General features: G+C 63.7%; 24 protein-coding genes. 14 read left to right on the forward strand and 10 right to left on the reverse strand.

The genetic code is table 11. From position 1 onward, the window contains the following. Nucleotides 1-34 precede the first annotated feature (34 nt). On the reverse strand, nucleotides 35-1,558 hold the full coding sequence (locus tag EO245_RS04600; protein ID WP_128891823.1) for a sodium:alanine symporter family protein: 1,524 nt from the start codon (nucleotides 1,556-1,558) through the stop codon (nucleotides 35-37). Between the two features lie 242 nt (nucleotides 1,559-1,800). Here EO245_RS04600 and secE point away from each other — a divergent pair, with 242 nt between their 5' ends. Together secE and nusG are read left to right on the forward strand one after the other, a co-directional pair. Next, the gene (secE, locus tag EO245_RS04605; protein ID WP_128891824.1) at nucleotides 1,801-2,010 is read left to right on the forward strand and encodes a preprotein translocase subunit SecE; all 210 of its coding nucleotides are present in this window, start codon (nucleotides 1,801-1,803) and stop codon (nucleotides 2,008-2,010) included. Nucleotides 2,011-2,029: 19 nt separating this feature from the next. Beyond that, nucleotides 2,030-2,566, forward strand: a complete 537-nt coding sequence (gene nusG, locus EO245_RS04610) for a transcription termination/antitermination protein NusG (protein WP_128891825.1) — start codon at nucleotides 2,030-2,032, stop codon at nucleotides 2,564-2,566. Nucleotides 2,567-2,656: 90 nt separating this feature from the next. Here nusG and EO245_RS04615 read toward each other — a convergent pair whose 3' ends face one another. Beyond that, a complete protein-coding gene (locus EO245_RS04615; protein ID WP_128891826.1) occupies nucleotides 2,657-3,349 on the reverse strand; it encodes a PspA/IM30 family protein in 693 nt (230 codons plus the stop codon). Between the two features lie 372 nt (nucleotides 3,350-3,721). On the opposite strand from EO245_RS04615, the gene rplK reads away from it, so the two are divergent. From rplK to EO245_RS04630, 3 genes are all read left to right on the forward strand, one after another. After that, on the forward strand, nucleotides 3,722-4,153 hold the full coding sequence (gene rplK / locus EO245_RS04620; RefSeq protein ID WP_128891827.1) for a 50S ribosomal protein L11: 432 nt from the start codon (nucleotides 3,722-3,724) through the stop codon (nucleotides 4,151-4,153). Between the two features lie 4 nt (nucleotides 4,154-4,157). Further along, a complete protein-coding gene (gene rplA, locus EO245_RS04625; RefSeq protein ID WP_128891828.1) occupies nucleotides 4,158-4,850 on the forward strand; it encodes a 50S ribosomal protein L1 in 693 nt (230 codons plus the stop codon). Between the two features lie 98 nt (nucleotides 4,851-4,948). Continuing rightward, complete coding sequence (locus EO245_RS04630; protein WP_128891829.1) at nucleotides 4,949-5,479, forward strand: hypothetical protein; 531 nt, start codon at nucleotides 4,949-4,951, stop codon at nucleotides 5,477-5,479. Between the two features lie 13 nt (nucleotides 5,480-5,492). Here the strand turns inward: EO245_RS04630 and EO245_RS04635 are convergent, their stop codons facing one another. Together EO245_RS04635 and EO245_RS04640 are read right to left on the reverse strand one after the other, a co-directional pair. Continuing rightward, on the reverse strand, nucleotides 5,493-6,260 hold the full coding sequence (locus EO245_RS04635; RefSeq protein ID WP_128891830.1) for a molybdopterin-binding protein: 768 nt from the start codon (nucleotides 6,258-6,260) through the stop codon (nucleotides 5,493-5,495). A 59-nt stretch (nucleotides 6,261-6,319) separates the two neighbouring features. Then, nucleotides 6,320-7,822, reverse strand: coding sequence for an NAD(P)/FAD-dependent oxidoreductase (locus EO245_RS04640; protein ID WP_128891831.1), 1,503 nt, complete (start codon nucleotides 7,820-7,822; stop codon nucleotides 6,320-6,322). A gap of 114 nt (nucleotides 7,823-7,936) precedes the next feature. Between EO245_RS04640 and EO245_RS04645 the strand changes: the two genes are divergently transcribed. After that, nucleotides 7,937-9,949 (forward strand): TonB-dependent receptor, encoded by a 2,013-nt coding sequence (locus EO245_RS04645; RefSeq protein WP_128891832.1) that lies wholly within the window; start codon nucleotides 7,937-7,939, stop codon nucleotides 9,947-9,949. Here the strand turns inward: EO245_RS04645 and EO245_RS04650 are convergent. Both EO245_RS04650 and EO245_RS04655 read right to left on the reverse strand, forming a co-directional pair. Beyond that, the gene (locus EO245_RS04650; protein WP_128891833.1) at nucleotides 9,943-10,986 is read right to left on the reverse strand and encodes an ACP S-malonyltransferase; all 1,044 of its coding nucleotides are present in this window, start codon (nucleotides 10,984-10,986) and stop codon (nucleotides 9,943-9,945) included. The two genes, EO245_RS04645 and EO245_RS04650, sit on opposite strands and share 7 nt — an antisense overlap. Then, nucleotides 10,983-13,172 (reverse strand): thiamine pyrophosphate-dependent enzyme, encoded by a 2,190-nt coding sequence (locus tag EO245_RS04655; protein WP_128891834.1) that lies wholly within the window; start codon nucleotides 13,170-13,172, stop codon nucleotides 10,983-10,985. The genes EO245_RS04650 and EO245_RS04655 overlap by 4 nt, the downstream gene beginning before the upstream one ends. Before the next feature lie 151 nt (nucleotides 13,173-13,323). Here EO245_RS04655 and EO245_RS04660 point away from each other — a divergent pair, with 151 nt between their 5' ends. From EO245_RS04660 to EO245_RS04680, 5 genes are read left to right on the forward strand one after another with little or no spacing between them, the layout of a single operon-like run. Then, nucleotides 13,324-14,265 (forward strand): hypothetical protein, encoded by a 942-nt coding sequence (locus tag EO245_RS04660; protein ID WP_128891835.1) that lies wholly within the window; start codon nucleotides 13,324-13,326, stop codon nucleotides 14,263-14,265. Then, nucleotides 14,262-15,134: a ThiF family adenylyltransferase gene (locus EO245_RS04665; RefSeq protein WP_128891836.1), complete on the forward strand. Its 873-nt coding sequence runs from the start codon at nucleotides 14,262-14,264 to the stop codon at nucleotides 15,132-15,134. Before EO245_RS04660 ends, EO245_RS04665 begins: the two co-directional genes overlap by 4 nt. Further along, nucleotides 15,131-16,264: a hypothetical protein gene (locus tag EO245_RS04670; RefSeq protein ID WP_128891837.1), complete on the forward strand. Its 1,134-nt coding sequence runs from the start codon at nucleotides 15,131-15,133 to the stop codon at nucleotides 16,262-16,264. Before EO245_RS04665 ends, EO245_RS04670 begins: the two co-directional genes overlap by 4 nt. 23 nt (nucleotides 16,265-16,287) lie before the next feature. Continuing rightward, nucleotides 16,288-17,352 carry a GNAT family N-acetyltransferase gene (locus tag EO245_RS04675; protein ID WP_234026960.1) on the forward strand — a complete coding sequence of 355 codons (1,065 nt, stop codon included), beginning with the start codon at nucleotides 16,288-16,290 and terminating at the stop codon, nucleotides 17,350-17,352. Beyond that, nucleotides 17,349-18,323: a hypothetical protein gene (locus EO245_RS04680; RefSeq protein ID WP_128891839.1), complete on the forward strand. Its 975-nt coding sequence runs from the start codon at nucleotides 17,349-17,351 to the stop codon at nucleotides 18,321-18,323. The genes EO245_RS04675 and EO245_RS04680 overlap by 4 nt, the downstream gene beginning before the upstream one ends. Here the strand turns inward: EO245_RS04680 and EO245_RS04685 are convergent. The 4 genes from EO245_RS04685 to EO245_RS04700 form a co-directional block, all read right to left on the reverse strand. Continuing rightward, entirely contained in the window at nucleotides 18,320-19,948 is a 1,629-nt protein-coding gene (locus EO245_RS04685; protein ID WP_128891840.1) for a hypothetical protein, read from the reverse strand. The two genes, EO245_RS04680 and EO245_RS04685, sit on opposite strands and share 4 nt — an antisense overlap. Nucleotides 19,949-20,123: 175 nt before the next feature. Next, nucleotides 20,124-20,588, reverse strand: coding sequence for an META domain-containing protein (locus EO245_RS04690; protein ID WP_128891841.1), 465 nt, complete (start codon nucleotides 20,586-20,588; stop codon nucleotides 20,124-20,126). 100 nt (nucleotides 20,589-20,688) lie between these two features. After that, complete coding sequence (locus EO245_RS04695; RefSeq protein WP_128891842.1) at nucleotides 20,689-21,318, reverse strand: hypothetical protein; 630 nt, start codon at nucleotides 21,316-21,318, stop codon at nucleotides 20,689-20,691. 1,006 nt (nucleotides 21,319-22,324) lie between these two features. Then, on the reverse strand, nucleotides 22,325-22,798 hold the full coding sequence (locus EO245_RS04700) for a MarR family winged helix-turn-helix transcriptional regulator (protein WP_128891843.1): 474 nt from the start codon (nucleotides 22,796-22,798) through the stop codon (nucleotides 22,325-22,327). A gap of 77 nt (nucleotides 22,799-22,875) precedes the next feature. Between EO245_RS04700 and EO245_RS04705 the strand changes: the two genes are divergently transcribed. Genes EO245_RS04705 through EO245_RS04715 form a run of 3 tightly spaced genes read left to right on the forward strand, consistent with a single transcriptional unit; the run spans nucleotide 22,876 to nucleotide 25,279 of the window. Then, nucleotides 22,876-23,763: an alpha/beta fold hydrolase gene (locus EO245_RS04705; protein ID WP_128891844.1), complete on the forward strand. Its 888-nt coding sequence runs from the start codon at nucleotides 22,876-22,878 to the stop codon at nucleotides 23,761-23,763. Next, complete coding sequence (locus EO245_RS04710) at nucleotides 23,760-24,173, forward strand: hotdog fold thioesterase (RefSeq protein WP_128891845.1); 414 nt, start codon at nucleotides 23,760-23,762, stop codon at nucleotides 24,171-24,173. Before EO245_RS04705 ends, EO245_RS04710 begins: the two co-directional genes overlap by 4 nt. Continuing rightward, nucleotides 24,167-25,279 carry an efflux RND transporter periplasmic adaptor subunit gene (locus EO245_RS04715; protein ID WP_128891846.1) on the forward strand — a complete coding sequence of 371 codons (1,113 nt, stop codon included), beginning with the start codon at nucleotides 24,167-24,169 and terminating at the stop codon, nucleotides 25,277-25,279. The genes EO245_RS04710 and EO245_RS04715 overlap by 7 nt, the downstream gene beginning before the upstream one ends.

Genomic DNA, 25,279 nt, shown 5'->3' on the forward strand with positions numbered 1-25,279 from the left:
ACCGGCCCTTTCCTTTTGTCGGTTGTGGAGGAGCCTAGTAATCCTCGGGCTCTTCCGGCGTTTCGGCGGTGTGCGTCGGGCCGGCATCCTTCTGCCCCTTGGCGAGCTTGAACACCACGCCGCTCAGCAGCGCGAGCGCCAGCAGGTTCGGCAGGGCCATCGCGGCATTCGAGATGTCGCCAAGGCGCCAGACCAGCTCGGACGGCTGGGCCGCACCGATGAAGATCACCAGGCACCACAGGACGCGCCACGCCATGTGCAGCTTCTTCTCGCCTTTACGGCTCGAACCCTTGATCCGGTCGTAGAGGAAGGTGATCGCCCGCTCCCCGTAGTAGGACCACGTCAGCAGCGTGGTGAAGACGAACAGGATCAGGGCGACCGACGCGACCAGCGTACCGATCGGCACGCCGCCGAGCGTCATCGGGAAGGCCGCGGCGAAGGCGCCGCTGGTCATCTCGAAGCCGACGCGGTCGGACTGCCATGCGTGCAGCACCGCTTCGCCGCCTGCGGTGAAGTCGCCGCGAACGGTCAGGATGACGAGCGCGGTCATGGTGCAGATGACGATGGTGTCGATGAAGGTGCCGAGCATTGCCATGCGGCCCTGCGTTTCCGGATCGTTGGTCTGCGCGACCGCGTGAGCGATCGCGGTCGAACCCTGGCCCGCTTCGTTCGAGAACAGGCCGCGTGCGACACCGGCACGGATCGCGATGATCATCGCAGCGCCCACGAAGCCGCCTGCCGCGCTCTGCGGGTTAAACGCGCCGTGGAAGATCAGGTAGAACGTTTCGCCGAGGTCGCCGAAGTTCAAGATCAGCGCGATCACCGCCATCACGATATAAGCCGCAGCCATGAAGGGCACGACCTTCTCGGCCACGCTACCGATCGACTTGATGCCGCCGATGATGACGATGAAGACGAGGATCGCGACGATCAGGCCGCCGAGCCATTCCTCGATGCCGAACAGTTCGTTGAGGCCGTCGGCCACCGCGTTCGCCTGGATCGAGTTGCCCGTGACGAGCGCGGAGAACAGCGTACCGAGACAGAACACCACGGCGAGCCAGGTCCATTTCTTGCCCAGGCCCATCATGATGTAGGTCATCGGACCGCCGCGCAGCACGCCGTCGCTGGTGCGCTCGCGGTAGCGGATCGCGAGCGAACCTTCGGCGAAGGCGAGTGCCATGCCGAACAGCGCGGTGATCCACATCCAGAAGATCGCGCCCGGACCGCCGAGTGCAATCGCGGTCGCGACGCCGGCGAGGTTACCCGTGCCGACCTGTCCGGACAGCGCGGTGGAGAGCGCCGCGAAAGGCGAAATCTCGCCGTCGCCCTGGCTCTTGCGGCCGGCGAACAGGCCCTTGAAGGCGCTGCCCAGCTTTACGATCGGGTAGAAGCGAAGGCCGATCATGATCCATAGGCCGATGCCCAGCAGGATGATCGTCATCGGCGGGAAGGGGAGGACTTCCACCCCGTTCCACGTGCCTACCCAGATGAAGTCGGATACGTTGGTGACCGGTTCGACCAACCGGTCGCCAAGACTTGGTGCCTGGCTTGTTGCCATTGTCAGGAAACCCCTCTTGCGTCCCTTGATGTCAGGCGGGGCACGCTAGAGAGGCGCGGGCCGCTTGGAAAGGCGCAATTGCCCGCCTCTCCCCCGCTTGCCTTTTACAGCGGCGGAGCCTACATGCGCTTCGTCTTCCGACATCGATGATGGAATAAGCCCCTCCCGGACTTGAACCGGGGCGGCGAACTCCCCATCCCGGAAGGCAGGAACAGATTTTGGACAGGACGGAAGGTCACGCCATGGCCGAGGAAAAGAAAAGCCGGACATCGCCCGCGGAATTCGTGCAGCAGGTGCGCACCGAAGCGAGCAAGGTCGTCTGGCCGACGCGCGAGGAAACCATCCGCACGGCGATCTTCGTCGGCATCATGATGGTGATCCTCTCGCTGTTCTTCCTCGGCGTCGATTCGGCCTTCAGCGCCATCGTCGGCTGGCTCCTCAGCCTCGCCTGATAGAAAAGTAAGGAACATCATGGCTCGCTGGTACATCATCCACGCCTATTCCGGTTTCGAGAACAAGGTTCGCGACGCGATCATCGCCGAAGCCGAGCGGCTGGGCCTGTCCGAAGCGGTCGAGGACGTGCAGGTTCCGACCGAGACGGTCACCGAGATCAAGCGCGGCAAGAAGGTCCAGGTCGAACGCAAGTTCATGCCGGGCTACGTGCTCGCCAAGCTCAAGATGACCGACGACGTCTATCACCTCGTCAAGAACACCCCGAAGGTGACCGGCTTCCTCGGCACCAACAACAAGCCGCAGCCGATTTCCGAGAAGGAAGCGGCGCGCTATTTCGGCGGTGTGGAAGAGGCCAAGGCCGCTCCGAAGAAGGACATTCACGTCGATTACGAGATCGGCGACCAGGTCAAGGTGCTCGACGGGCCCTTCGCCAGCTTCAACGGCGTGGTCGAGGAACTCGATTTCGACAAGGCGAAGGTCAAGGTTTCGGTTTCGATCTTCGGCCGTGCAACGCCGGTCGAACTGGATTTCGACCAGGTCGAACTAGTCAAGTAACCGGGCCACCGATAAACCCGATTACGAGAAGGGGCGCCTTGCCATCCGGCAGGGCGCCCCTTCGTTTTTTGACCAGAGATAGTCGCGGGTTCAGGCAGCCTTGGGCTTGCGCTTGCTGCCGGAACTCTTGCCCTTCGCGGGCTTGGAGGACTTGGCGCGCATCGCGGCCAGTTCCTCGTCGATATTGCGGTCGCGCTGCATTTCCTCGATCTCGCGATCGACCGAGGCATTGCCGCGGCACGATGCCGTATCGTCGGTCGCGAATTCGGTGCGACGCTCGAGCTCGCTGATGCGCTCCATGCGGCGATCGACACGGCTCGGCGAGCTGCCGGTGGTCCCGGAGCGTTCGCCGTCGGCGGCGCGCTGGTCACGCAGGCGGTCGCGCGTCTCGCTGCGCTTTTCCTCGAGCTCCTTGATAGCCGACTTGATCTCCGCGAGATCTTCTTCGGTATCGACGATGTCCTTGCGCAGCTGCTCCATCGACTTGCGGCATTCGTCGCGCGCGACGAGCGCCGCACGGGCGAGATCCTCGCGTCCGTTGTCGACTGCTGCCTGCGCCTTGTCGCTCCAGTCCGCTTCGCGCAGCTCGCACTGGGCGAGATTGGTTTCGAGACGGTCCTTCTGGCGGCGTGCCTTGGTCCGCTCGCCCTCGAGCGAAATGATCGCCTCTTCGCATTCGCGCTGAAGCTGGTGCAGCATCTTCGCCGGGTTCGAGGCGCGCTCGACCACATGCGTGACATTGCTCGAAATAAGTTCTTTCACCTGAATGGCGATACGATACATCTGCGTCCCTCCAATTTCCCCGATCTATACTTCATTCCTAAAAGACAAAGATTAACAATGGCTTTGGCTGATTTTCTGGTCGGAATGAACGCAGATCCGCAGTAATTAGCGGGTTTACCGCCTAACGCCCGAAGTGAATTGTATTTGCGCGTCATTTGCTCAAGGGCGTGGAGGCGGCTCGCTGGAGCAGGGCAAGGACACCCGAATCGCTTGCATTTACGGATGGAAACGCTATGTGCGCGCCTTCCCAAGCGACAGCTTCGGAAAAACCATGCGGGAGGAGGTTCGCCTCTGCCTGACCGCTCAACATGAGAATGGCATCGACGCCCGGCCCGCCGGGCAGCCGTTCGACAGTGTGAAAGGAACCGCCTCATGGCGAAGAAAATCGAAGGCTACATCAAGCTGCAGGTGCCCGCGGGCACTGCAAACCCGTCGCCGCCGATCGGCCCGGCACTGGGCCAGCGCGGCGTCAACATCATGGAATTCTGCAAGGCGTTCAACGCCGCTACGCAGGACCTCGAAAAGAACGCTCCGATCCCGACGGTCATCACCGTTTACGCGGACCGCTCGTTCAGCTTCACCACCAAGACCCCGCCGGCGTCGTACTACCTGAAGAAGGCTGCCAAGCTGAAGTCGGGTTCGAAGGAGCCGGGCAAGGTTTCGGCCGGGACCATCAAGCGCAGCGCGGTGAAGGAAATCGCCGAAGCGAAGATGGCCGACCTGAACGCGAACGACGTCGACCAGGCCATGAAGATCATCGAAGGCTCCGCGCGTTCGATGGGCCTCGAAGTGGTGGAGGGCTGAACCAATGGCTAAGCAGACCAAGAAGCAGAAGCAGGTTGCAGCTCTCGACAGCGAGAAGCTCTACACCGTGGACGAAGCAATCGCCACGCTGCGCGAACACAAGGCGAAGTTCGACGAGACCGTCGAAGTCGCGATGAACCTCGGCGTCGATCCGCGCCACGCAGACCAGATGGTCCGCGGCATGGTTTCGCTCCCGAGCGGCACTGGCAAGGACGTCAAGGTCGCAGTCTTCGCACGCGGCGACAACGCCGAGAAGGCTGCCGCAGCTGGTGCCGACAAGGTCGGTGCCGAAGACCTGATGGAAGACATGCAGAACGGCAACCTCGACTATGACCGCGTGATCGCCACGCCGGACATGATGGGTGTCGTCGGCCGTCTCGGTAAGGTTCTGGGTCCGAAGGGCCTGATGCCGAACCCGAAGCTCGGCACCGTCACGCCGAACGTGGAACAGGCCGTCAAGGACGCCAAGGGCGGCCAGGTCGAATTCCGCGTCGAGAAGATGGGCATCATCCACTCGGGCATCGGCAAGCTGTCGTTCAAGGACGAAGACCTGAAGGCGAACTTCAAGGCTCTGACCGAAGCGGTCGTCAAGGCGAAGCCGACGGGCGCCAAGGGCAAGTACGTCAAGAAGGTTTCGCTGACCTCCTCGATGGGTCCGGGCCTCAAGGTCGACCTGAGCGAAGTCGAAGGCGCGTAACTTTCGCCTGACACGAATTCGAAAGGGCCGGGGGAGCGATCCTCCGGCCCTTTTGCTTTGTCGCCGCCCCGCGCTAGTATGTGCGCGGGGGTACAATCATGGACAGATCGACACTGGGCGGTTGCGGCATGCTGCTCGCCTTCGCCATCCTGGCGATGGGCGCATGGGAACTGCTTTACGAAGGGTCGAGCGAGGGTTGGCAGACTCTCATCGTCGGCGGGGCGATCCTGCTGATCGGGTTCTTCGTCGCCTCGTGGGAAATCTGGTTCGGCGGCGTCACATTGCGCCGCGAGGAGCCTTCCGAGGCATCGCCGGAGGAAACGTCACCGCCTCCTCCGGCCGACGCGAAACCCGGACCGGCTCGCTTCACCATTCACCAGACCGGCGACGACACTGCTGTCGACCGTGCGCAGCGAATCCTCGAAGCGGATCCGCGCATCACCTCGATCGTCGAGGAGGGCGGGCGCTGGTATTCCGTGCCGGATGGCGACGACCTGCCCGAATGGAATGCGCTTCGCATTTATTGCGAGGTCGATGACCTCGATGCCTTCATGGAAGAGGTGAGCGAGACGCTGAAGGCCCAGCTTTCAGCGAGCGACTATGGCAAGCTGACCATCGCGCATTACTGAAAAGGCGGCGGGATCAGATGCCGCCCGGCGTGAAATCCCAGCCATTCTCGCCAAGCCCTTCGCACAGGGCATTCATGCAGCTCTGCAATTCGTCCGCATCGGTCGAGCGGATGACGAAGTTCGACCCGACCTTGCCGTCGCGGAAGAAGGGATAGCTGCCGATCTGGCATTTCTCGTGCGCCTGTTCGACTTCGGCGAGGAGCGCGGCGACTTCGCTTTCAGGGATGAAGCCGCCGACCGTCTCGCTGATGAGCGGCGCGCCGCCTTCGAGTTCTCCGGTCAGCGAATCGAGCATGCCGGCGGTGATGTGCGGCACCCCTGCCATCAGGAAGATGTTGCCCAGCCTGATGCCCGGCGCGCCCGACATGCGGTTGGGGATGAGCTCGGCACCGTCCGGCACACGCGCCATGCGCAGGCGGCCTTCGTTGATGCCGCCCTTGTCGGCATAGTAGCGTTCGAGGATCGCGCGCGCCTGCGGATGGATCACCACGTCGACGCCGAGAGCGGCCGCGATCGCATCGACGGTAATGTCGTCATGCGTCGGCCCGATACCGCCGGTGGTGAACATGTAGTCGTTCTCGGCCCGGACTTCGTTGAACGCCTTGACGATCTTCTCTTGCACGTCCGGCACGACGCGCACCTCGGCAAGGCGGATGCCCTGCACCTGCAGCCAGCGCGCAACCTGTGCGATATTCTTGTCCTGCGTGCGGCCGGACAGGATCTCGTCACCGATGATGAGAAGGCCGGCGGTCCAGATACGATCTTTGTCGGAAGAGCTCATGCAGCCTGACTAGGCGAGCCGTAGCCCGAGTTAAAGAGCGAAGCGGGACGGGCGGAGAATTACTCCGCCGCTTCCAACTGTTCTTCGGGCTCGATCGCGTTTGCGCCCGCCTTGCGGAAAGCCAGCAGCCCGTCGTCGACCGGTCCTTCGCGCATGATCTTGCGATCGTAGACATATTCCTGGTTGAGCCGCCAGGGATACTCCGTCGCGCTCTTCGGCATGATGTGCTTGCCGCGCTGGATGTAGCCGGAGGAGAAGTCGAACAGGTCGTCTTCCTCGAGGGTGTGATCGTCCGGCAGGTGCGGCACGGCAACGTCGCTGCCGCGCTTTTCCATCTCGTTCAATACCCGGCAGACGAACTCGGAATTGAGGTCGGCCCGCAGGGTCCAGCTGGCATTGAGATAGCCGAAGACCACCGCGAGGTTCGGCACGTTGGAGAACATGCAGCCCTTGTAGTAGAAGCGCTCGCTGAAATCGATCGGCTGGCCGTCCTGGCTGATGGCGATCTTGCCGTTGAGGGCGAGCTTGAGGCCGGTCGCGGTGACGATGATGTCGGCTTCGATCACGTCGCCGTTTTCAAGCTCGATGCCGCCCTTCACGAAGCGCTTGATGCGCCCGGTGACGACGTCGGCCTTGCCGCTCTTCATCGCTTCGAACAGGTCGTCGTCCGGCACGAGGCACAGGCGCTGCTCCCACGGGTTGTAGGGCGGCGTGAAAGGCGTGAGGTCGTAATCGCTGCCCATCGACTTGCGGATGCGCTTGTGCAGCCCCTCGGCGACCTTCTGCGGCTTGGTGCGAGCCTGCTTGAAGCCGAAGTCCTGCATCTTGATGTTCTTCCAGCGCGTGATCTTGTACGCGACTTCTTCCGGCAGGATCTTGCGCAGGAAATTGGCGATCCCGTCCTTCGCGGGACGCGAGAACATCCAGGTCGGGGTACGCTGGAGCATGGTGACCTTGGCCGCCTTGTCCGCCATCGAGGGCACGATGGTAACGGCTGTTGCGCCCGAGCCGATAACCACCACCTTCTTGTCCGTGTAGTCGAGGTCTTCCGGCCAGAACTGCGGGTGGATCACCTGTCCGTCGAAATCGGCGAATTCGAAGCCCGGATCATAGGGCTGGTCGTAGTCATAATAGCCCGAGCCGAGATAGAGGAAGCTGGCCGTCATGGTCGCGGTCGACCCGTCGGCTTTTTCCATCGTCACGTGCCAGCGCGCCTCGCCGCTGTGCCAGTCGGCCGAGACGACCTTGTGCTGGTAGCGGATGTGTTGGCGGATATCGCGCTCGTCGACGATCCGGTTGAGGTATTCGAGGATCGACGGGGCATCGGCGATCGACTTTTCGTGCTTCCACGGCTCGAACACGAAGCCGAGGGTGTGCATGTCGCTGTCGGAACGGATGCCGGGATAGCGGAACAGGTCCCACGTCCCGCCAAGGTTCTCGCGCCGTTCGACGATGGCGTAGCTGCGGCCCGGACACATCATTTCCATGTGAGCCGCCATCCCGATCCCCGAAATGCCGGCGCCGACGATCAGAACGTCGAAATCGCTGGTTGATGCCAACATGCTCTCTCTCCTCTTGACGTTTAGGTAAATCATTCGAAGCGCCAAGGCGAGTCCCGATGGCAAATTGCAACTGACTACGCCGGAACCATTCGCTAGGGCCCGGTTATGCCTTGCATGAAAGCCATTGCCGCACTGCCCATTCTGGCCCTTGCCGCCACCCCGCTCGCCGCTCAGGAAGCTCGCGAGGAAACGGACGAAGACGAGATCGTCGTCGTCGGCCAGGGTCTCGAGGAGACCCCCGCCGCCGTCGCCTATGCCGCGCGCGAACTGGAGCGCGAGCAGATCGTCACCTCGCCATCGGGACGGATCGAGGACGTGCTCGGCGCGGTCGCGGGCTTCCAGCAATTCCGCCGCTCGGACAGCCGTTCCTCCAATCCGAGCGCCCAGGGCGTGACCCTGCGCGCGCTGGGCGGAAACGCGACCAGCCGCGCGCTTGTGCTGCTCGACGGCGTGCCGATGGCCGACCCGTTCTTCGGCTACATCCCGCTGTCCGCGATTGCGCCCGAGCGGCTTTCCTCGATCCGCGTAACGCGCGGCGGGGGTAGCGGGCCGTTCGGTGCAGGCGCGCTGGCAGGCACCATCGAACTCACCAGCGCCGATGCGGGCGAACTTGGCCTGCTAAGCGGTTCGCTCCTCGCCAACGATCGCGGGGAAACCGAGGCGAGCGCGACGGTCGCTTCCGAGCTAGGCGGCGGTTTCGGCGTCATCAGCGGGCGATGGGACCGCGGCAAGGGGTTCTACACCACCCCGGAAGCCGATCGCGTTCCCGCCTCCGCGCGCGCTGCGTTCGACAGCTGGTCGATCGGCCTGCGCGGTGTTGCCCCGATCTCGGACACACTCGAACTGCAGGCACGCGGACTGGCATTCCGCGACGAGCGCACCTTGCGTTTCGACGGCGCGGATTCCTCGAGCGAGGGGCAGGACGTCAGCGTCCGTCTGGTCTCGCGTGGCGACTGGCAGGTCGATGCGCTGGCCTATCTGCAGGCACGCAATTTCTCGAATGTGGTGATCAGCTCGACGCGCTTCACCCGCGTCCTCGACCAGCGCAACACGCCTTCGACGGGCCTTGGCGGCAAGCTGGAACTGCGCCCGCCGGTGGGCGAGGACCACGTCCTGCGCCTCGGTGTCGATTACCGCCGCTCGGACGGCGAATTGCAGGAAGAGGCCTACAGCGCCTTCACCGGCGCGCTTCGCGAGCGTCGCCGTGCAGGCGGGACCAATTCGGACCTCGGCTTCTTCATCGAAGACGACTGGAGCCTCGGACCGGTCGTGCTGACGGGCGGCGTGCGCGCCGACCGCACGGTCATTTCGGGCGGGTTCTACCGTGCGGTGGATGCTGGCGGGGCGCTCGTTTCGGAAACCATCGCGCCCGACCGCTCCGACTGGACGGTGACCTATCGCGCCGGCGCTGCGTGGCAGGCGAGCGATGCCATCCGCTTGCGCGCCGCAGCCTATTCCGGCCTGCGCCTGCCGACGCTCAACGAGCTTTACCGCCCCTTCGTGGTCTTCCCCGTCACGACCGAGGCCAATGCCGCGCTCGAGAACGAGAAGCTGGAGGGCTTCGAAGCCGGGCTGGACATCACGCCGGTCGAAGGCGTGGAATTCTCGCTGACGGCTTTCGACAACCGGGTCGAGAACGCGATTGCCAATGTCACGCTGACGCCGACGTTGCGCCAGCGGCAGAACCTGCCTGCTATCGACGCACAGGGCTTGGAAGCGGGGCTGTCGCTTACGCAGGGCGCATTCTCGCTCGACGCGACCGCGACTTACACCGATGCGACGGTCGACGGGCAGGGCGCTTCGCTCGCGCTCGACGGTAACCGCCCGCCGCAGACGCCCGAGTTTGCAGCTGCCGCGACGGCTAGCTGGCGTCCGTCCAAAGGCTGGCTGCTAGCTGCAACGCTGCGCCATGTCGGAAAGCAGTTCGAAAGCGACCAGGAAAGCGACGTGCTGCCCGCTGCGACGACGCTTGGCGCCTATGCTCAGATCCCGCTTTCCGGACGATTTTCCATCGTGCTGCGGGGCGAGAATCTGACCGACGAGACGATCGTCACGCGCAATTCGGACGGCAATCTCGACCTCGGCGCGCCGCGCACCGTGTGGGCCGGGGTACGGATCGGTTACTGAGCGGTTACCAGCCCGCGCTGCTCGGCCATGCCCATCGAGACGAGCAGCGGATCGCTTTCCTGCCGCGCCTTGAAATCCGCCTTGCTGCCCATTGCGCGCCAGTCGGCGAGGATCAGCGACTGCGCGACGGCCCCGCCGAGCGTGGTCCCCGGACCGGTCACGATGAACAGGTCCGGCGCGAACTCGCGCGCGGCGACGGTGATTGCCCGGGTGAAGTCGTAGCTTTCGGTCACCTGGTGCCCGAGCGTGTAGTCCCACAATGCATCGTTATCGCTCGCATGCGGCCACCAGATCGCGCCGCGCCCGTCGACCATCGGCAGCTTCGGCTGTGTGAACAGCTCTGGCGCCAGCGCCGCGCGGCCACGCTCGGCGACGGGCTGCTGGAGGTGCGTGTGGAACGCTGCATGATTGCCGAGCCGCATCGGGAAACGCCCGTCGATCGGCTCTGCCTCGCTCTCGAAGGCCTTGAGGCCCGCCTCGTTGCCCGCCAGCACCAGCATCCCGCCGAGGTCGATCGACAGGGCGAGCACATGCTCGGCGCGCGCGTCGATGTCCGCGACCATCGCCAGCAGCGCGGCCTTGCGCTCCGCGTCGGGTCGCCAGTCGTCGCCGAGAAAGGGATAGACCAGCTGGCCGCCGATGAGCGCGTCCTGCATGAAGGTGCCCATGGTGTTGGCGACGCGGAACCCGTCGCCCGGCGAAGTCGCCCCGGCACAGGCGAGCGCGGAGTACCAGCCCATCGAATTGCCCGTCACCGCAAGGATGTCGATTTCATCGCGGTCGATCGAGAGGAAGTCGCCTAGCGTCGCGGCGAAAATCAGCCCCGAAGCATTGTCGCCGCGCGTGTGCTTGGCGAGGCTGAACCGGTCCGCCCCGTCGAGCGCGCTCAGCGTTTCCTGCCCTGCTTCGGCGCGCTGGCGGTCGAATTCGGCGAGCAGTCCTGCATCGGGGAAGTGACGACCGAGATAGCCGAGTTCGGCCTTGTTGTAGGTTCCGCGCCCCGGGCAGACGACAACGGCGGTCTTGCGCGCGCTCATGCCTTGCCTCCGATCAGGTCCTGCGCGGCGGCAACGATACCATCGGCGCTCGGCATGGTAGTCGCATAGGCCGGGCCGGTCGGGATGAAGCTGTCCTCGGCGACATAGCGTGCGAGCGGCTTGTCCGTCCGTTCGCCGAGCATAGTCATTAGCGCTTCGGCAAGGCCGCCGGTCCGGCGCGTTTCGTCGACCACCAATACGCGGCCAGCATCGCCGATGGCTTCGAGCAGCGCCTCCTCGGGTAGCGGGCTGAGCCAATGCAGGTCGATCACGCGGCTCTTCACGCCTTCAGCCGCGAGCCGCTTCTGCGCCTGCAGCGAGAGATAGAGCCCGTTGGCATAGCTCACGATGGCAAGGTCGCTCCCGTCGCCATGCCTGGTCACCTGTCCGAGCGCGATGTTTTCGCCCGGTGCGGGATAGTGCCGCAGCCACCCGCCATCGCCCGCCTCGTGCAGGTCGCGCATCGGATAGAGCGCGATGGGCTCGAGGAAGACCACCAGCCGCTGCTCCTCGCGCGCGAGCCGCACGCATTCGCGCAGCAGCTTCGCCGCGTCCGCGCCGTTCGACGGGCAGCAAAGAACGAGGCCGGGAATGTCGCGCAACACCGCGAAGCTGTTGTCGTTGTGGAAGTGCCCGCCGAAACCCTTCTGGTAGCCGAGCCCGGCAATGCGCACGACCATCGGGTTGGTGAATTGCCCGTTGGAGAAGAACGGCAGCGTCGCCGCCTCGCCGCGCAGCTGGTCTTCGGCATTGTGGAGATAGGCGAGGAACTGGATTTCGGGCATCGGCACGAAACCGTTGTGCGCCATGCCGATCGCGAGCCCGAGGATCGATTGTTCGTCGAGCAGCGTGTCGATCACCCGCGCCCGGCCGAAGCGCTGGCCGAGTTTCTGCGTCACGCCATAAACGCCGCCCTTGGCGCACACGTCCTCGCCCATCAGCGCGATCTCGCGGTGTTCGAGCATGAGGTCGGTCAGCGCCCAGTTGATGCAGCGGCTCATGATCTGCGGCTGCTCCATCGCTTTCAGGTCGGAGCCGAATGCCGCTGCGCGCGCCTCCGACGAGGGGCCGTTGCTCGGCGTGTTCTCGCGCTTCGGCGGGATAAGGCTGCGCATCACGCCCTCGGCGCTGTCGAGGCGCGGGCGGGTGACGGCCTCTTCGCGGATCCGCTCGACGCGGGCGAGGGTCCGCTCGTAGATCGCGACTGCTTCGCCGCTGTCGAGCGCGCCCGCATCGCCCAGCAGGCGGACACTGTGGAGCAGCGGATCGTTCGCCTCGTCGGCCTCGACCTCGGCCTTCGACATATAGGTCGTCTGCACGTCGGCCCCCGCGTGGCCGTAGAGCCGAACGGTGCGGATGTGCAGGAATGCAGGCTTGCGCCGTGTCCGGACATATTCGGCAGCTTCGCGCGCAACGCGGAAGGTCTCGTAGATGTCGAGCCCGTCGCAGTGGAAATAGGCAAGGTCGGGCCGCTGCGAGAAATTGGCCGCGATCCAGCCGGTCGGGGTCTTGGTCGAAATCCCGATCCCGTTGTCCTCGCACACCCACAGGAGCGGCATCGGCACTTTCTGGTAGGCGGTCCAGCAGCTAGTGTTGATCGCACCCTGCGCGGTCGAATGGTTCGCGCTCGCATCGCCGAAGCTGCACATCACGATGGCATCGTCGGGCAATGCCTGGTGCTCGGGCCGCACTCGCTTGGCGAGGCCGACCGAATAGGCCGCGCCGACCGCCTTGGGCAGGTGGCTCGCGATGGTCGAGGTCTGCGGCGGGATGTTGAGCGCCTTCGAACCCAGCACCTTGTGCCGCCCGCCGCTGATCGGATCCTCGCTCGAGCAGGCGAAGCTAAGCAGCATGTCCCACGCGATCGATTGCCCGGGCACCTGGTTCGCCCGCTCGATCTGGAAGGCGGCATCGCGGTAGTGAAGGAAGGCCATGTCGGTTGGCCGAAGCGCGGCAGCGACTGCCGCCATCCCTTCGTGGCCCGAGGAGCCGATGGTGTAGAAGCCTTCGCCCGCCGCCTGCATCTTGCGGCTGGTGATATCGAGCGCGCGCGTCAGGCAGCCCGAACGATAGACCTGCACTGCCAATCCGGCATCGAGCGGCCCGGCCGGAGCTTTGCCCGCAGGCAGGTCGCCGGAAGCCGTCCGGCGCAGGAAATTCTCATGTACGATTTGCGCACGATCCATGCGTCAAGCTCTAGGACGCTTTGGTTTCCAATGAAACCGGAATGCGCGGCAGGCGGGAAAACTCGCCTGTGCCGGGCCGCCTCGGCAGAAGCGTATGACTTTCTTATCGATTATGGTGTATCGAGCCTTTGTCTGGGAGCGGGGGGTCGACATGCTCTACATGCTGAAGGCGATGTCGGGCGACCGGCTGTCGGTCTCGTTCAACGCGAGCCGCGAATTCCGCGTGCATATCTACGAGCAGCCCGGCGACGCGCTGCCAAAGCGTGAATTCGAGAAACTGAAGGCCGATTGCGAACAGGTCGTGCGCGCCTGCCTCAAGGGCGAAACGCTCGATTATGGCCTTTTCGAACCCGAGAGCGAGGCATGGTCGCGCAGCGTCATCACGCTGGTCCGCCGGCGCGACGATGGCCGCCCGGTCGCGTTCAACGCCATGCCGATGCTCGATGTGCGGCGCGGCAGCGCGAGCGACTGCGTGCTCCACCTCGGCCTCGTCATGGTCGACCCGGACGAGAGGAGCGGGGGGCTGTCGTGGATACTCTACGGCCTGACTTGCTTCGCGCTGTTCCTGCGTGGCCGGATGCGGCCCGTCTGGGTCAGCAGCGTGACGCAGGTTCCCGCCGTGGTCGGGATGGTGGCCGAGACGTTCAGCTCGGTCTTTCCTGCACAGCAGGGCACGCGGCAGAGCTTCACCCACCGGCACCTCGCGCACCAGATCATGCAGCACCATCGCGCCGCCTTCGGGGTCGGCGAGGATGCGGGCTTCGACCTCGACCGGCAGGTCATCACCGATGCCTACACCGGCGGGTCGGACAATCTGAAGAAGAGCTTCGAGGTCGCGACCAAGCACCGCAAGGATAGCTACAACGACTACTGCCGCGAGGAGCTGGACTACGCGCGCGGCGACGACGTGCTGCAGATCGGCGCGATCGACCTTGCCGCCGGGCAGCGCTTCCTCTCGCGCAGCGTTCCGCGCAGCGCCTTGCCGCAGCTGATGGTGCAGGCAGTGATCGTCGTCACCGGGGCCGCGCTCGCCCCGCTTGCGCAGTGGCTCGACGCATCCACCCCATTCGGCCGATTGAGGGCTTCAAAATGACCGCATTCACCTACGAGGAAATGACGACCCGCAACCGCGGCTTCGTCGACGAGCAGGAGCAGGAGCGCCTGCGCAAGGGGAGCGTTTTCATTCCCGGCGTCGGCGGAATGGGCGGGGCGGCCTTCATGGCGCTGGTGCGCGCGGGCGTCGGGCGCTTCGTGATTGCCGATATCGACGTGTTCGAAGTGTCGAACCTCAACCGCCAGCTGTTCTGCCGCGCGGATACTATCGACCGGCAAAAGGCCGAGAGCGCCGCCCGGCTCGCCCGCGAGATCAATCCCGAGATCGAGCTGGAAGTGCTGGGCCGCGAATGGACCGACCGGCTCGACGACATCCTCCCGCGCGTCGATGTCGTGATCAACGGGATGGATGACGCCGCCGCCGGCGCGCATTTCTATCGCAAGTGCCGCGAGCATGGCCGCACGCTGATCGACGCCTATGCCTCGCCGCTTCCCTCGGTCACCGTGGTCAAGCCGCAAGACCCGAGGCTGGAAGAACGGCTCGGCTACCCGACCGTGGGCGTCGACTGGCACGACATCACGCAGGACATGGCGGTCGAGTGCCTGATGAAGGAAATCGAATACGTCCTCGTCCATTCCTCGAGCCACAAATATGTCGATCTCGACGTCGCGGCCGAAGTGGCGGCGGGCACGCGCTCGCGCTTCTCCTTTTCGACCATGGTGACCATGTCGGGCACGCTGATGGCGGAGGAGGCGATCCGCATCATCCTCGGCCGCGAAGGCGGGACCGACAATCGCGGCTACTTCTTCAATGCGCATGCGGTGAAGGTCGAGAAGCCGCTCGCCGCGCCGCTCGCCTTCCCGAAGCGGTTGCTGGTGCGCCGCTTCATGAAGAAGCTGATGGGATGAAGACGGCCGCGCTAATCATCGCAGTGCTTGCGCTTGCCGCCGTCGTCCTGGCGCGCTGGCAGGCGGGCAGGCGTGCGGGCGAGGGCGGTGTCGCTGAAACCCTGCGCCGGGTCTATTTCCTCGTCGGCCTGCTGATCGCGCTGCGCCTCGCGCTGGCGGCATGGCCAGTGCAGCTGCTGGTCAGCGCGGTCATGGTCGTTGCCTCCTGGCTGCCGCTTGCGACCCTGCGGTTGGGGGAAGAACTGGCGCGACGCCACGCGCCTCGCCCGCTCAAGCTGGTCGCGCTGGGCGGGGCGGTCGTATTCTCGCTGCTGGCTGCGACGCTTGGATTGATCTGGACGTGGGAAGCCGTCATGGCGCTCGCGGCGTTCCAGCTCTTCGTCATCGGCGGCGTGCTCTGGCATCTGATGGCCAATCGCAGCATGGTATCGCTGGCCGAGCGGCGCGCGGCGGACCTTGTCGCGCTCGCACTGGCCTTGTCGATCCCGCTCCTGCTGACCGATTTCCAGCGGCTGTTCCCCGATCTCGCAGTGCGCGGTGGATCCTTTGCGGCGCTTCTTTTCGTGCTGGCGACAGGACGCCTGCTCACCGGCATGAGCCGCCCCGCCGCCCTGCTTGGTGATGTGGCCCTGACCGTGGGCGGCGGCGCGCTGGTCGCGGCTGCGGTCCATGTTGCCGGCAATTCCGGTTACGCCATGCTAGCAGGGGCGGTAGCGGTCGCGGTGGTGGCACTGGCTCTGCTGATCGATCGCCTGGTCCGTTCGCGCGAGGCAGCGGACAGCCTGCTCGGTCCGCTCGGTGCAGGCTATGAAACACGCGCCGAACTGCTCGCCTCGCACCCGCTCCTCGCCAGCGCCGTCACCTTGGGAGCGGAAGAGCTGTCCGACCTTCCCGCCGACGCCGTCGCCGAACTCGCGCGCCACCGGGTGGTGGCTTCCGACGATCTTGCGAAAGACGACCTTGCCGGCGGTGCGGCAGCGGAACTGTTCGAGCGCTTTGCTGCCAGCCACCTGCTGCGCATGTCGGCTGCGCCGCCACGCTTCCTCGCCATCAGCGGCGGAGCTCTCGGCAGCGATCGCCTGACCAGCGAACTCCACATCGCCGCGCGGCTGCTGGAGAATGCCAAGTGACGCTGGAGCTTCGCCAAGGGGACGTGCGCGCATTCTTCGACGCGCCGTTCAACGCCTATCCCAAATCGCTCGGCTACGTTTCGCCGCTCAAGAGCGATATCGAGCGCATGCTCGACTCGCAGAAGAATCCGCTGTGGACGGCGGGCAATCCCTTCGCCTTCTGGACCGCGCATCGCGGCGGCAAGCCGATCGGGCGAATCATCGCCCATGTCCATGGCCAGTCGAACACGCGCCACGGCTGGTCGCGCGCCCAGTTCGGCTTCTTCGATTGCGCCGATGACGCGGAAGCCGGGAAGCTCTTGCTGCTCGCCGCAGAGGACTGGGCGAGGGCGCAAGGCCAGCGCGAGCTTGTCGGCAATTTCAACCTCACAGCCATGCAGCAATGCGGCGTGATGACGGACGGGTTCGACAAGCGCGCCTATACCGACATGATCGTCGGCGCGCCGTGGCTTCCCGGCATGCTGGAAACCGCGGGCTTCGAACGCTTTTTCCCGATGTCGACATTCGAGATCGACCTGAAACAGGCTTCGCTCAAGGGACGCGAGCTCGACCCCGCGCATTTTCACTTCGCCCCGGTCGCCAAGCGCGTGTTCCCCGAGCGGATGGAAGAAGCGCGCCAGGTCCTCAACGACGGGTTCGACGAGAATCCGATGTTCGTCCCGCTGACGCAGGAGGAATTCCTGTTCCAGGCAGGCGAGATGAGCGCGATCCTCGATCCGCGGCTCTCCTCGATCCTGCACCATGACGGCGAGCCGGTAGGCGCGGTGATCTGCATCCCCGACCTCAACGGCTTCCTCTCCGACGCGCGCTCGCGCATCGGCCTGCTCACACCGTTCCATTTCCTGAAATACCGCCTACGCCGCAAGCGGGCGGTGATCATCTTCTACTCGGTCGCGCGCCGGATGCACGGGCAGGGCATCATGGGCGCCATGCTCGAACGCACGGTCAAGGCGCTGCGCGATGCGGGTTACGAGCAACTCGGCGGGACATGGATTTCCGACGAGAACCCGGCCAGCTGGCGGCAGGTCGAACGCCTCGGCGGGCGCGCTCTGCACCGGCTGCACCTGTTCCGGAAGGACATCGCATGACGCCGGACACCATGCGCGAGATTATTCGCGAGGCGATCGCTTCGCCCAGCGTGCACAACGTCCAGCCCGCGCGCTGGCATATCGACGGCGAGAGTGTCCTGCTGCTCGAAGATATTTCGCGGCGGCTGGCGGTCGGCGATCCGACCGGTCACGATGCGGCGATCAGTCTCGGAGCATCGGCCGAGGGGTTTGCATTGGCTGCCTCGAAGCGCGGCCTGCGTGCGCAGGTCGAACGGGCTGGCGGCGAGCATGCGGGGTACCTGATTGTCGCGAGGATCATGCTCGATGAGGGTGGCGCGCCTGATCCACTCGCAGATCATCTGGCGACCCGCGCGTCGTGGCGCGGTCCGTTCCATGCCCCTTCGCAAGCCGATCGCAAGGAAGCAGCGTTGCTTGGCGGGCAGGACCGCACGATCGTCAGCGATCCGAAGGTGATCGGGCATATCGCGGAGCTCTATGATGAGGCGAGCTACGGCTTTATGCGCCGCGAAGGGTTCCGCAGCGAACTCCGCCACTGGATGCGCCTTCGCAAGAGCCACCCGCGCTGGGCGCGCGACGGCCTCAATGCGGCGGCCATGAAGCTGTCGGGAATAGAGGCGTGGGGCGCAGGCCTCGTCCTCGGCCCGCTATTCAAGCCGCTAGCGGCGCTCGGCCTTACAAAGGCTTTACTGGCTGAGAAAAGCAGCTTCGCGCATGCGGCGGGCGTGGTCCTGTTCCATCACCCGCGGGGCGAGGACCCGTTCGAGAGCGGCCGCGCCTTCCATCGCCTGTGGCTTGAAATCGAAGCGGCGGGTTTCGGGTCGAACGTCCTCGCAGCGATCGCCGATGACGAGGCAATCGCATCGCACGTCGGCGAGCTTGCAGGCCTGCCTTCTGGAGATCGCCTCGTCAGCGCGTTCCGCATCGGGCGCCGCGACGGCGAGGGTTTTGCCCCGGCGCGCTTGCTGCTCGAGGACGTGCTGGTCGACTAGAGCGCTTTGAGAAATTCGAGCAGCGCCCGCCGCTCTTCTTCGCTCAGCTCCTTGCCGTATTCATGCCCCGTATTGCCGAGCCCCGGCTGGCGCGTATCAACCCATTGCGGGCGCGAGAACGGTCGATAGCCTGCCGGATAGCGCCCGCTCGTATCGACCCGCAAACCGACCGTTTCCCAGTCGAGCGCATGCCCGCCGACCATGAAGCGAGGCAGGCGTTTGCTCGGATCCAGCAACGCTTCGAGGCTCTGGACCGAACCATTGTGCAGGTAAGGCGCCGAGGCCCAAAGCCCGGCAAGCGGCGGCGCTGCGTAGCCCTCGCCGTTCCTTACCTCGATCGTCTGCGCATAGCTCGTCCCCGCGACCTTGCGCGCCAGCGCCGCATCGAAGGCGTCTGCGCGCAGCGGATCGGTGCCGACATCTCCTACCCAATCCGGGAAGTCCTTCAGCTGCGGTGTAGCCGCAGACCACTCATAGCTGCCGTGGCAGGACGCGCATTGCGCCTCGAATACAGCCATCCCGCGACGAGCGCGCGCTTCGTCGAAAGGCCCGGGAAATCGCAGCGGGCGATATTCCGCCAGCCATGCGAAGACCGCCATCGCATCTCCCTCGTGCGAGCGAGCGACATCGGGATGGATGCCCATGCTCGGAACGGTGAAGAAGCTTGTGATGGCAGCCAGCTCGCTTGCATCGGGCTTGCCTCCCGGCGCGGCATAGGCTCCGTCGCTCAGCAACCGGCTGCGCCGGTCGCGCAGCGCGAGCTCGGGGATGGAAACGAAGCCCGCTTCGCCCGGCCCGCCATTGAGCATGGGCGAACGAATCTGCTGCTTGAGCGCCGCGACCCCGTTGGTCGCGCCGGGCAGCCCGTTGGGGAAGGGCATTGCCCGCTCCTCACCCGCAAGCTGGGCCAGCCTTTGCCGCGCGAGCGGGAGAACGATGAAGCGCAGGCTCGCTTTCTCGCGCCAGCCCATCTCGGGGAAGAGCGTCGCGGCTGCATCGAGGAGCGCGCCATCGTCGTCCTCATTGCGCAGCGCCTCGAAAATGGCCGAGGTATATTGTTCGAGATCGAGCGAGGTATTGGGCATCCCCGGCGCGGCGATCTGCGGCATCGGATTGCCGCCGCGGTCATAGGCTATCCCTGCATGGCACGCCGCACAGCCGATGTTGGCGACCTCCACCCGCGCGCCGCCGACGGGCGCGATGGTGCCATGCGTCAATCCGAGTGGCTTGCTGTCGAAACGAGTGGCCAGCCCGTCCGGCATCCCCGTCAAGCGCTCCGGGTAAAGGAACCCGAACTGCTGCATGATTTTGCGCAGGGTGGCCTGGTCGATCTTCGCCTTCGGATCGGTTCGCCGATGATCGAGCACCAGCGCGGCAGCCGCGAGCTTCCAGGGAATCGCATTGGTTTCGAGCGCATCCTGCGAGATGCCGCCAAAACCGCCGCCGACGAACACCGCCGCTCCCCGCTGCTGGGGTGAAGCATCGTCGGCGAGCGCAGGCATCGCCGCGGAAGGCACGCTCCTGTCCGCCCCGAGGAACGCGAAGGCGCCGAGGAAAGCGAGGAGGACAAGGGCACCGATGAAAAGCTTCTTCGGTGCTCCTCGACGAAAGCCTTGCCGTGCCATTCTCCCTCCTCCGCTCGACGCTCAACCGCGTCAGCCGCGCCGTTTGCGCCGCGATAACCAAGGGACTATCGCTGCAAATCCTTGCGAAATCGAGAGTTTGCAGGAGATCGGCTGCGAAAGAAGCGATCGCTCACCGGCGCCGTGCCATTCCGCGGCGCCGGTCGCGAAGGACGATTTAGTCGCGCAGGAAGATGTAGTCGGCCTCGGGCGTGCGAATGGTCAGCGCGCTGCGGTCGCTCGCGAGAATGAAGCGCGTCGCGTCGGGAAGCCGCGAGGCGAGTTCCCCGCCGAAAGTCGGTGGGGGGCAATATGCGCGGGTCGAGGCGACAGGTCCGAAAGAGATCGAACCATTGCCTGCCGATGGCATCGAAGCCGACCACTCGGCATTCCCGCGATTGCAGTCGAGCTGCAATTGCGCCCTGTCGCCATCGACGAAGCTGAGCCGATGGCGCGACGAAAGTTCGGGGGTGAGCTGCGTCGACGTGCCCGATGTTTCGACGTCGGAAAGTCGCCAGTTCGTCCCGTCGAGCGGGTGCGGCGGAGCATAGATCGATTCGCAGCCGGTCACCAACAGCGCGGCCGTTGCGATGGCTGCGAGGCGGACAACGCCACCTCGTGCGGTATGGATCGTGTTTCGCATCAGATTCTCCCAATCCTGACGTGCGTTGGTCAGTGCTCCGCCATTCTACCTATCCGCTCCCTGAACAGGTTCGCTGACCCGCTCCGGGATCGGAGGGCGACTATAGCGCCCCCTCGTCCCCGGTGTACATGACTTCACCGACCGTTCCGTCACGATAGGCAAGGCAGCGCCACGGTGCCTGAGCGCCTTCGACATTTACGTAGATGCCGATGGCCGCCTCGGACTCCTCGATGCGGTTGGTTCCGATCACGCGCGCACCAGTCGTTTGCTCGACCTTGGAGGCGCAGCGCGTTTCGAGGCTGTTCGGCCCGCGTATGGCAACCTGCTGCCTTGCGGGAGTTGCGGCCTGAGCCGGGGGAGGCGCGGCCTCTACCGGTCCATTCTCACCCATGCCGGTATTGGCATCGCCCATCGGGATCGATACCAGCCGCACACCTTCGACATTGCCCACGATATTGCCGCCCACGGCTTCAGCCGAAGCTTCGCTGGGGCAGCCGACCAGCGTGGCGCTGTCGTCGAGGTAATTCGAGGTGGCTTCGGATTCGCCAAGCCGCCGGCAACGGTCGCCCGAATTGGGGTAGCCGTCCCCGAATGGCGCAAGGCTCTCGGGAATTTCGACGAGCGTTTCGGTCGCGCTTTCGTCGGAAGTGGTTTCCTCTTCCGTGGCTCCACCACCGCAGGCGGCGAGGGCGAGGGCCGCTGCCCCCGCCATGAGAGTTTGGAATTTCATGCCCGATTCTCCTTCCAGGTCAGCGGCACCGCGGGTGGCTGCCGATATCCATCGCCGAATCCACGCGACCCCTGACGACGATCATCTGGACGCACTGGCGGCTGGAACGATTGTACCAGACCGAGCCTTCTCCGTCCCGGCCGGATTCGAATCCTTGGACCGTGCGAACGCGCAAACGGGCATCGCAGCAAGGGCTAGCGACGGGTCCGATCGTGGCGGGGTTATCCGGGAAGAAGGTGGCGGAGACGGAGGTGGCAAGCGCAATCGCTTAAGTGCTTGTGGAAGCTAGGATCGGCAAGCCGTATGACCATCCGCTCCCACAATTACGCCCACAAAATTTTGAGTTGTGCAATTGGCTTTCTCGCCCTCAGTGGCCTCACACAGAGTTTCGCACAGATGAGGCCACGCGCACGTGCTCAGTACCTCTCAATCTTTGGGATGGAATCCCGACGTTCCGAAACGATTTTGATGGATCATGAAACAGCCTTTCGTCTGCCCGACGGACTTGGCTCTTGTTGCGAAAGGGCATGAAAAAGTTCAATCGTGAACAACTCGCAGCCAATCGGAATTTTATGTTTTGATTTCAATGGGCTATGGTGAAGTGAGTTGCACACGGATCAACGCAAACCCGCTCTACTCGTAGACGGGTTGATTCCGCCGAAAACAGTATTTCATAATGAAATCAGATTGATAGATCCCGAATTCGCGGGGTAGGGTGTGCTCCTGTTTCCAGCCACGGTCAACGATCCAGGAGAAGCGAGAAAAGATGCTGATGGGACAAACCCATTCCATGCAGATGGATTTTGAGCCAAGCTGGCGTTTGAGGTTGTTTCTGGTCCGTTTCCGGGTTGTCTGGTGTTGAACGGAAGCCGTGCGAAAGCGGACCGTCTGGTCACGACCCATTGTGGACATAAATGGCCAGGCAGCAAAATTGCCACCGCTTCTCGGGGATGGCACCAAATCCAGCTGGCCATGTAACATTCTCTTCGGGGGACCGTCGCTCTCGTTAGGCATCGCCCAAATTGTGCTGCATTGTGGCCAAGGTAGACTTGAATGCTTCCAAGTCCTCACCCTTTATTCCCTCAAGCAAGCGCGCATAGATCTGATCCGCCTCGACCCGCATTTTTGGAAGCAAGTCGATTGCAGCGGGCTGGAGGTGCACTTGCCACACGCGCCGGTCGTTTTTGGCGCTGCGCCGCTCGACCAAGCCCAGATGTTCTAGCCGGTCGATTGCTTGCCCGATGCTTGCCCGCTCCAGTTCAAGTTGTCCGGCCAGTTCCGTCTGGGTCATGCCGGGTGTGCGGTAGAGGTAGGCCAATGCACGCCACTGGGTACGGGTGAGGCCAAACTGTTCGACTGAAGTGTCGAAGGTGCGACGCAATCGTCTTGTCAGCTCTTCCAAGAGAAAAACCAATCGGTCTTGATCGGTCAGGAAGGCTGCTGCCTTTTCGTCGGCATCATTCTCGAACTTGGTTGCCATGCAGAGCACCTTAACACAGCACCGATTTAGATAAAGTCATTTACTGTAAGGCAATTTACAATATAGTGGTTTGCGATATGGAAAGCGTGACCACCAAAATCGAGGGATCGGGAGGACTTTCCCTTGCCGCAGAAGTGGTCGGTGACGACAGCGCGATGCCGGTCCTGCTCGCTCATGGTGGCGGCCAGACACGCCGCGCGTGGAAGCGGGTAACTGGTGATCTGGCCAGGGCTGGCTACCGCGCGATTGCCATTGATATGCGCGGTCATGGTGACAGCGAATGGTCTCGTAGCGGAGCATACGAAATGCGTGACTTCGCCTCCGATCTCGTTGCTATCGCTTCGAAGCTGGATCGCAAGCCAGCCCTCGTGGGTGCCTCTCTTGGCGGGCTTTCCGGGATTATTGCCGAAGGATACCTCGCCCCCGAAAGTTTTGCATCGCTAACACTTGTTGACATTGCTCCGCGCATGGATGCGGGCGGCGTGATGCGCGTAGTGGGCTTCATGGAAGAACATGTCGACCAGGGCTTTTCTTCACCTGAAGAGGCGGCAGAAATTATCGCCCGCTACATGCCCCATCGCCAGAAACGCGGTGCAGGGGAAGGACTGCGCCGCTATTTAAGGCAGAAGGGAGATGGCCGCTACTATTGGCATTGGGACCCTGCGTTCATCCGCAACATCATGACCGCTAAGCGAAGCGATCCGAACCATCAGGAACGGCAGTTCGATATGCTGAGCGATGCAGCAAGTCGGCTTTCCTTGCCGCTTCACCTCATTCGCGGCGGATCGAGTGATCTGGTTTCCGAAGACGCAGTGACACATCTGCGCGGTCTGGTTCCGCACATGGAATACACCGACATCGCCGATGCCACCCATATGGTGGTGGGTGATGCGAATGACACCTTCTCGATTGCTATCGTCAATTTCCTGATGCGACAGCACAGCCCCGAAGAGCCGGTTTCATGAATCAGAATCATACCCCGATTGATCGTGAGCGTCTCCATGAGATGTTGCGGATTGCCCCGTTTCATCGATGGCTCGACCTCAAGATTCGGTCAGTTACGCGTGATCAACTCGTGATCGAAATGCCCTGGCGTGATGAGATTGTTTCCAACCCGATGATTGGTTCGGCCCATGGAGGGGTTCTCGCGTCATTGATCGACCTCACAGGGCTTTATACCCTGCTTGCGCACGGTGTGACCGCGAAGGCGACCGCTGATCTGAGGGTCGACTATCATCGACCGGCGACCTCTGGACCGCTGATCGCAACTGGTAAGGTGGTAAAGGCCGGAAGGCAATTCTCGGTTGCCGAGACCAGTCTCACAGGGCCCAATGGCAAGCTGCTCGCCAGCGGCAGAGGTGCCTACATATGCTAGCGCGCCGTGCTCTTGCTGGGTTGGCTGTGTTTGCGCTGACGCTTGCTGGCTGTTCAGGCGAAACTGAGGGGGGCGAGACTGCGCCAGAAGCTCAGGCAGAGCCGCGCGAAGTTACGACGGCGATGGTCGAATCCCAACCGTTCGCTGAACCAGTTAAAGCATTCGGCACGATTGCAGCCAAACAGCGCAGTGCGATTGGTGCGCTTACCGAAGGGCCAGTAGAACGAATTTTCGTCAAGGTCGGCGACAGGGTATCTCGCGGACAACCGCTTTTTCGTATCCGCCAGGCCGACTATCAGCGACGCGTAGTTGAAGCACAGGCAGCAGTCGATCTGACAAGTGCGCAAGCGATTGAGGCCGAAAGGCGTTACGAACGCGTTATGGCCCTTGCCCCAAGGGGTTTCGTTTCGAAAGCCCAAGTTGACGCAGCTGAGACGGAGCTGGCTGTAGCGCGAGCGCAGAAGGCACAGGCCCAAGCGGCCCTCGGCACCGCACAGCAGGCATTGGCCGACACAATCACGCGTGCGCCATACGATGGCGTAGTAACCGCGCGGATGGTCGATGAAGGTGTATACCTGAACAATCGCTTTTCGATGGGAGGTCAATCAGCCGCGCTGGAATTGCAAGAGCTCGGGATCGTTGCCGCCATCGTCAACGCGCCGCAGGAATATGTCGACGCGTTTCGGCGTAACATGCCAGCGCGGGTCTACATTGAAGGCTTCGAGCAGCCATTCGACAGTACCGTGTACATCATCAACGACCGGGTTGATCCTGAAAGCCGGATGGTCGAACTGCGGCTGCCGATCCGTAATCCCGATTACCGCATCAGTTCAGGGCTGGCAGTCAGAGCCGAGATCTCGGTGCCGCCAGTGCAAGCGATCGTTCTGCCCCGCGCGGCAATACTCGGCGACAGCGCTACAGCCTACGTCTTCGTGGTCGTAAACGGAAAGGCACAGCGCCGGGAAGTGGCGTTCGATAGTATCGACCTCGATCGGGTGCGTATCCGCTCAGGGCTGGAACCGGGCGACGAGGTTATTCTCAATCCTCCGGCCACATTGCGGAATGACGAGCCGGTCAAATCAAGCAGAACCCGCGGCGCAAGCTGA

This window comes from Erythrobacter sp. HKB08 (genome assembly GCF_004114695.1).
Classification (GTDB): domain Bacteria; phylum Pseudomonadota; class Alphaproteobacteria; order Sphingomonadales; family Sphingomonadaceae; genus Parerythrobacter_A.

What these genes read in the sequence shown, in the direction of transcription:
- EO245_RS04600 (WP_128891823.1), bottom strand. Translation starts at nt 1,558, where the DNA reads ATGGCAACAAGCCAGGCACCAAGTCTTGGCGACCGGTTGGTCGAACCG.
- secE (WP_128891824.1), top strand. Translation starts at nt 1,801, where the DNA reads ATGGCCGAGGAAAAGAAAAGCCGGACATCGCCCGCGGAATTCGTGCAG.
- nusG (WP_128891825.1), top strand. Translation starts at nt 2,030, where the DNA reads ATGGCTCGCTGGTACATCATCCACGCCTATTCCGGTTTCGAGAACAAG.
- EO245_RS04615 (WP_128891826.1), bottom strand. Translation starts at nt 3,349, where the DNA reads ATGTATCGTATCGCCATTCAGGTGAAAGAACTTATTTCGAGCAATGTC.
- rplK (WP_128891827.1), top strand. Translation starts at nt 3,722, where the DNA reads ATGGCGAAGAAAATCGAAGGCTACATCAAGCTGCAGGTGCCCGCGGGC.
- rplA (WP_128891828.1), top strand. Translation starts at nt 4,158, where the DNA reads ATGGCTAAGCAGACCAAGAAGCAGAAGCAGGTTGCAGCTCTCGACAGC.
- EO245_RS04630 (WP_128891829.1), top strand. Translation starts at nt 4,949, where the DNA reads ATGGACAGATCGACACTGGGCGGTTGCGGCATGCTGCTCGCCTTCGCC.
- EO245_RS04635 (WP_128891830.1), bottom strand. Translation starts at nt 6,260, where the DNA reads ATGAGCTCTTCCGACAAAGATCGTATCTGGACCGCCGGCCTTCTCATC.
- EO245_RS04640 (WP_128891831.1), bottom strand. Translation starts at nt 7,822, where the DNA reads ATGTTGGCATCAACCAGCGATTTCGACGTTCTGATCGTCGGCGCCGGC.
- EO245_RS04645 (WP_128891832.1), top strand. Translation starts at nt 7,937, where the DNA reads ATGAAAGCCATTGCCGCACTGCCCATTCTGGCCCTTGCCGCCACCCCG.
- EO245_RS04650 (WP_128891833.1), bottom strand. Translation starts at nt 10,986, where the DNA reads ATGAGCGCGCGCAAGACCGCCGTTGTCGTCTGCCCGGGGCGCGGAACC.
- EO245_RS04655 (WP_128891834.1), bottom strand. Translation starts at nt 13,172, where the DNA reads ATGGATCGTGCGCAAATCGTACATGAGAATTTCCTGCGCCGGACGGCT.
- EO245_RS04660 (WP_128891835.1), top strand. Translation starts at nt 13,324, where the DNA reads ATGCTCTACATGCTGAAGGCGATGTCGGGCGACCGGCTGTCGGTCTCG.
- EO245_RS04665 (WP_128891836.1), top strand. Translation starts at nt 14,262, where the DNA reads ATGACCGCATTCACCTACGAGGAAATGACGACCCGCAACCGCGGCTTC.
- EO245_RS04670 (WP_128891837.1), top strand. Translation starts at nt 15,131, where the DNA reads ATGAAGACGGCCGCGCTAATCATCGCAGTGCTTGCGCTTGCCGCCGTC.
- EO245_RS04680 (WP_128891839.1), top strand. Translation starts at nt 17,349, where the DNA reads ATGACGCCGGACACCATGCGCGAGATTATTCGCGAGGCGATCGCTTCG.
- EO245_RS04685 (WP_128891840.1), bottom strand. Translation starts at nt 19,948, where the DNA reads ATGGCACGGCAAGGCTTTCGTCGAGGAGCACCGAAGAAGCTTTTCATC.
- EO245_RS04690 (WP_128891841.1), bottom strand. Translation starts at nt 20,588, where the DNA reads ATGCGAAACACGATCCATACCGCACGAGGTGGCGTTGTCCGCCTCGCA.
- EO245_RS04695 (WP_128891842.1), bottom strand. Translation starts at nt 21,318, where the DNA reads ATGAAATTCCAAACTCTCATGGCGGGGGCAGCGGCCCTCGCCCTCGCC.
- EO245_RS04700 (WP_128891843.1), bottom strand. Translation starts at nt 22,798, where the DNA reads ATGGCAACCAAGTTCGAGAATGATGCCGACGAAAAGGCAGCAGCCTTC.
- EO245_RS04705 (WP_128891844.1), top strand. Translation starts at nt 22,876, where the DNA reads ATGGAAAGCGTGACCACCAAAATCGAGGGATCGGGAGGACTTTCCCTT.
- EO245_RS04710 (WP_128891845.1), top strand. Translation starts at nt 23,760, where the DNA reads ATGAATCAGAATCATACCCCGATTGATCGTGAGCGTCTCCATGAGATG.
- EO245_RS04715 (WP_128891846.1), top strand. Translation starts at nt 24,167, where the DNA reads ATGCTAGCGCGCCGTGCTCTTGCTGGGTTGGCTGTGTTTGCGCTGACG.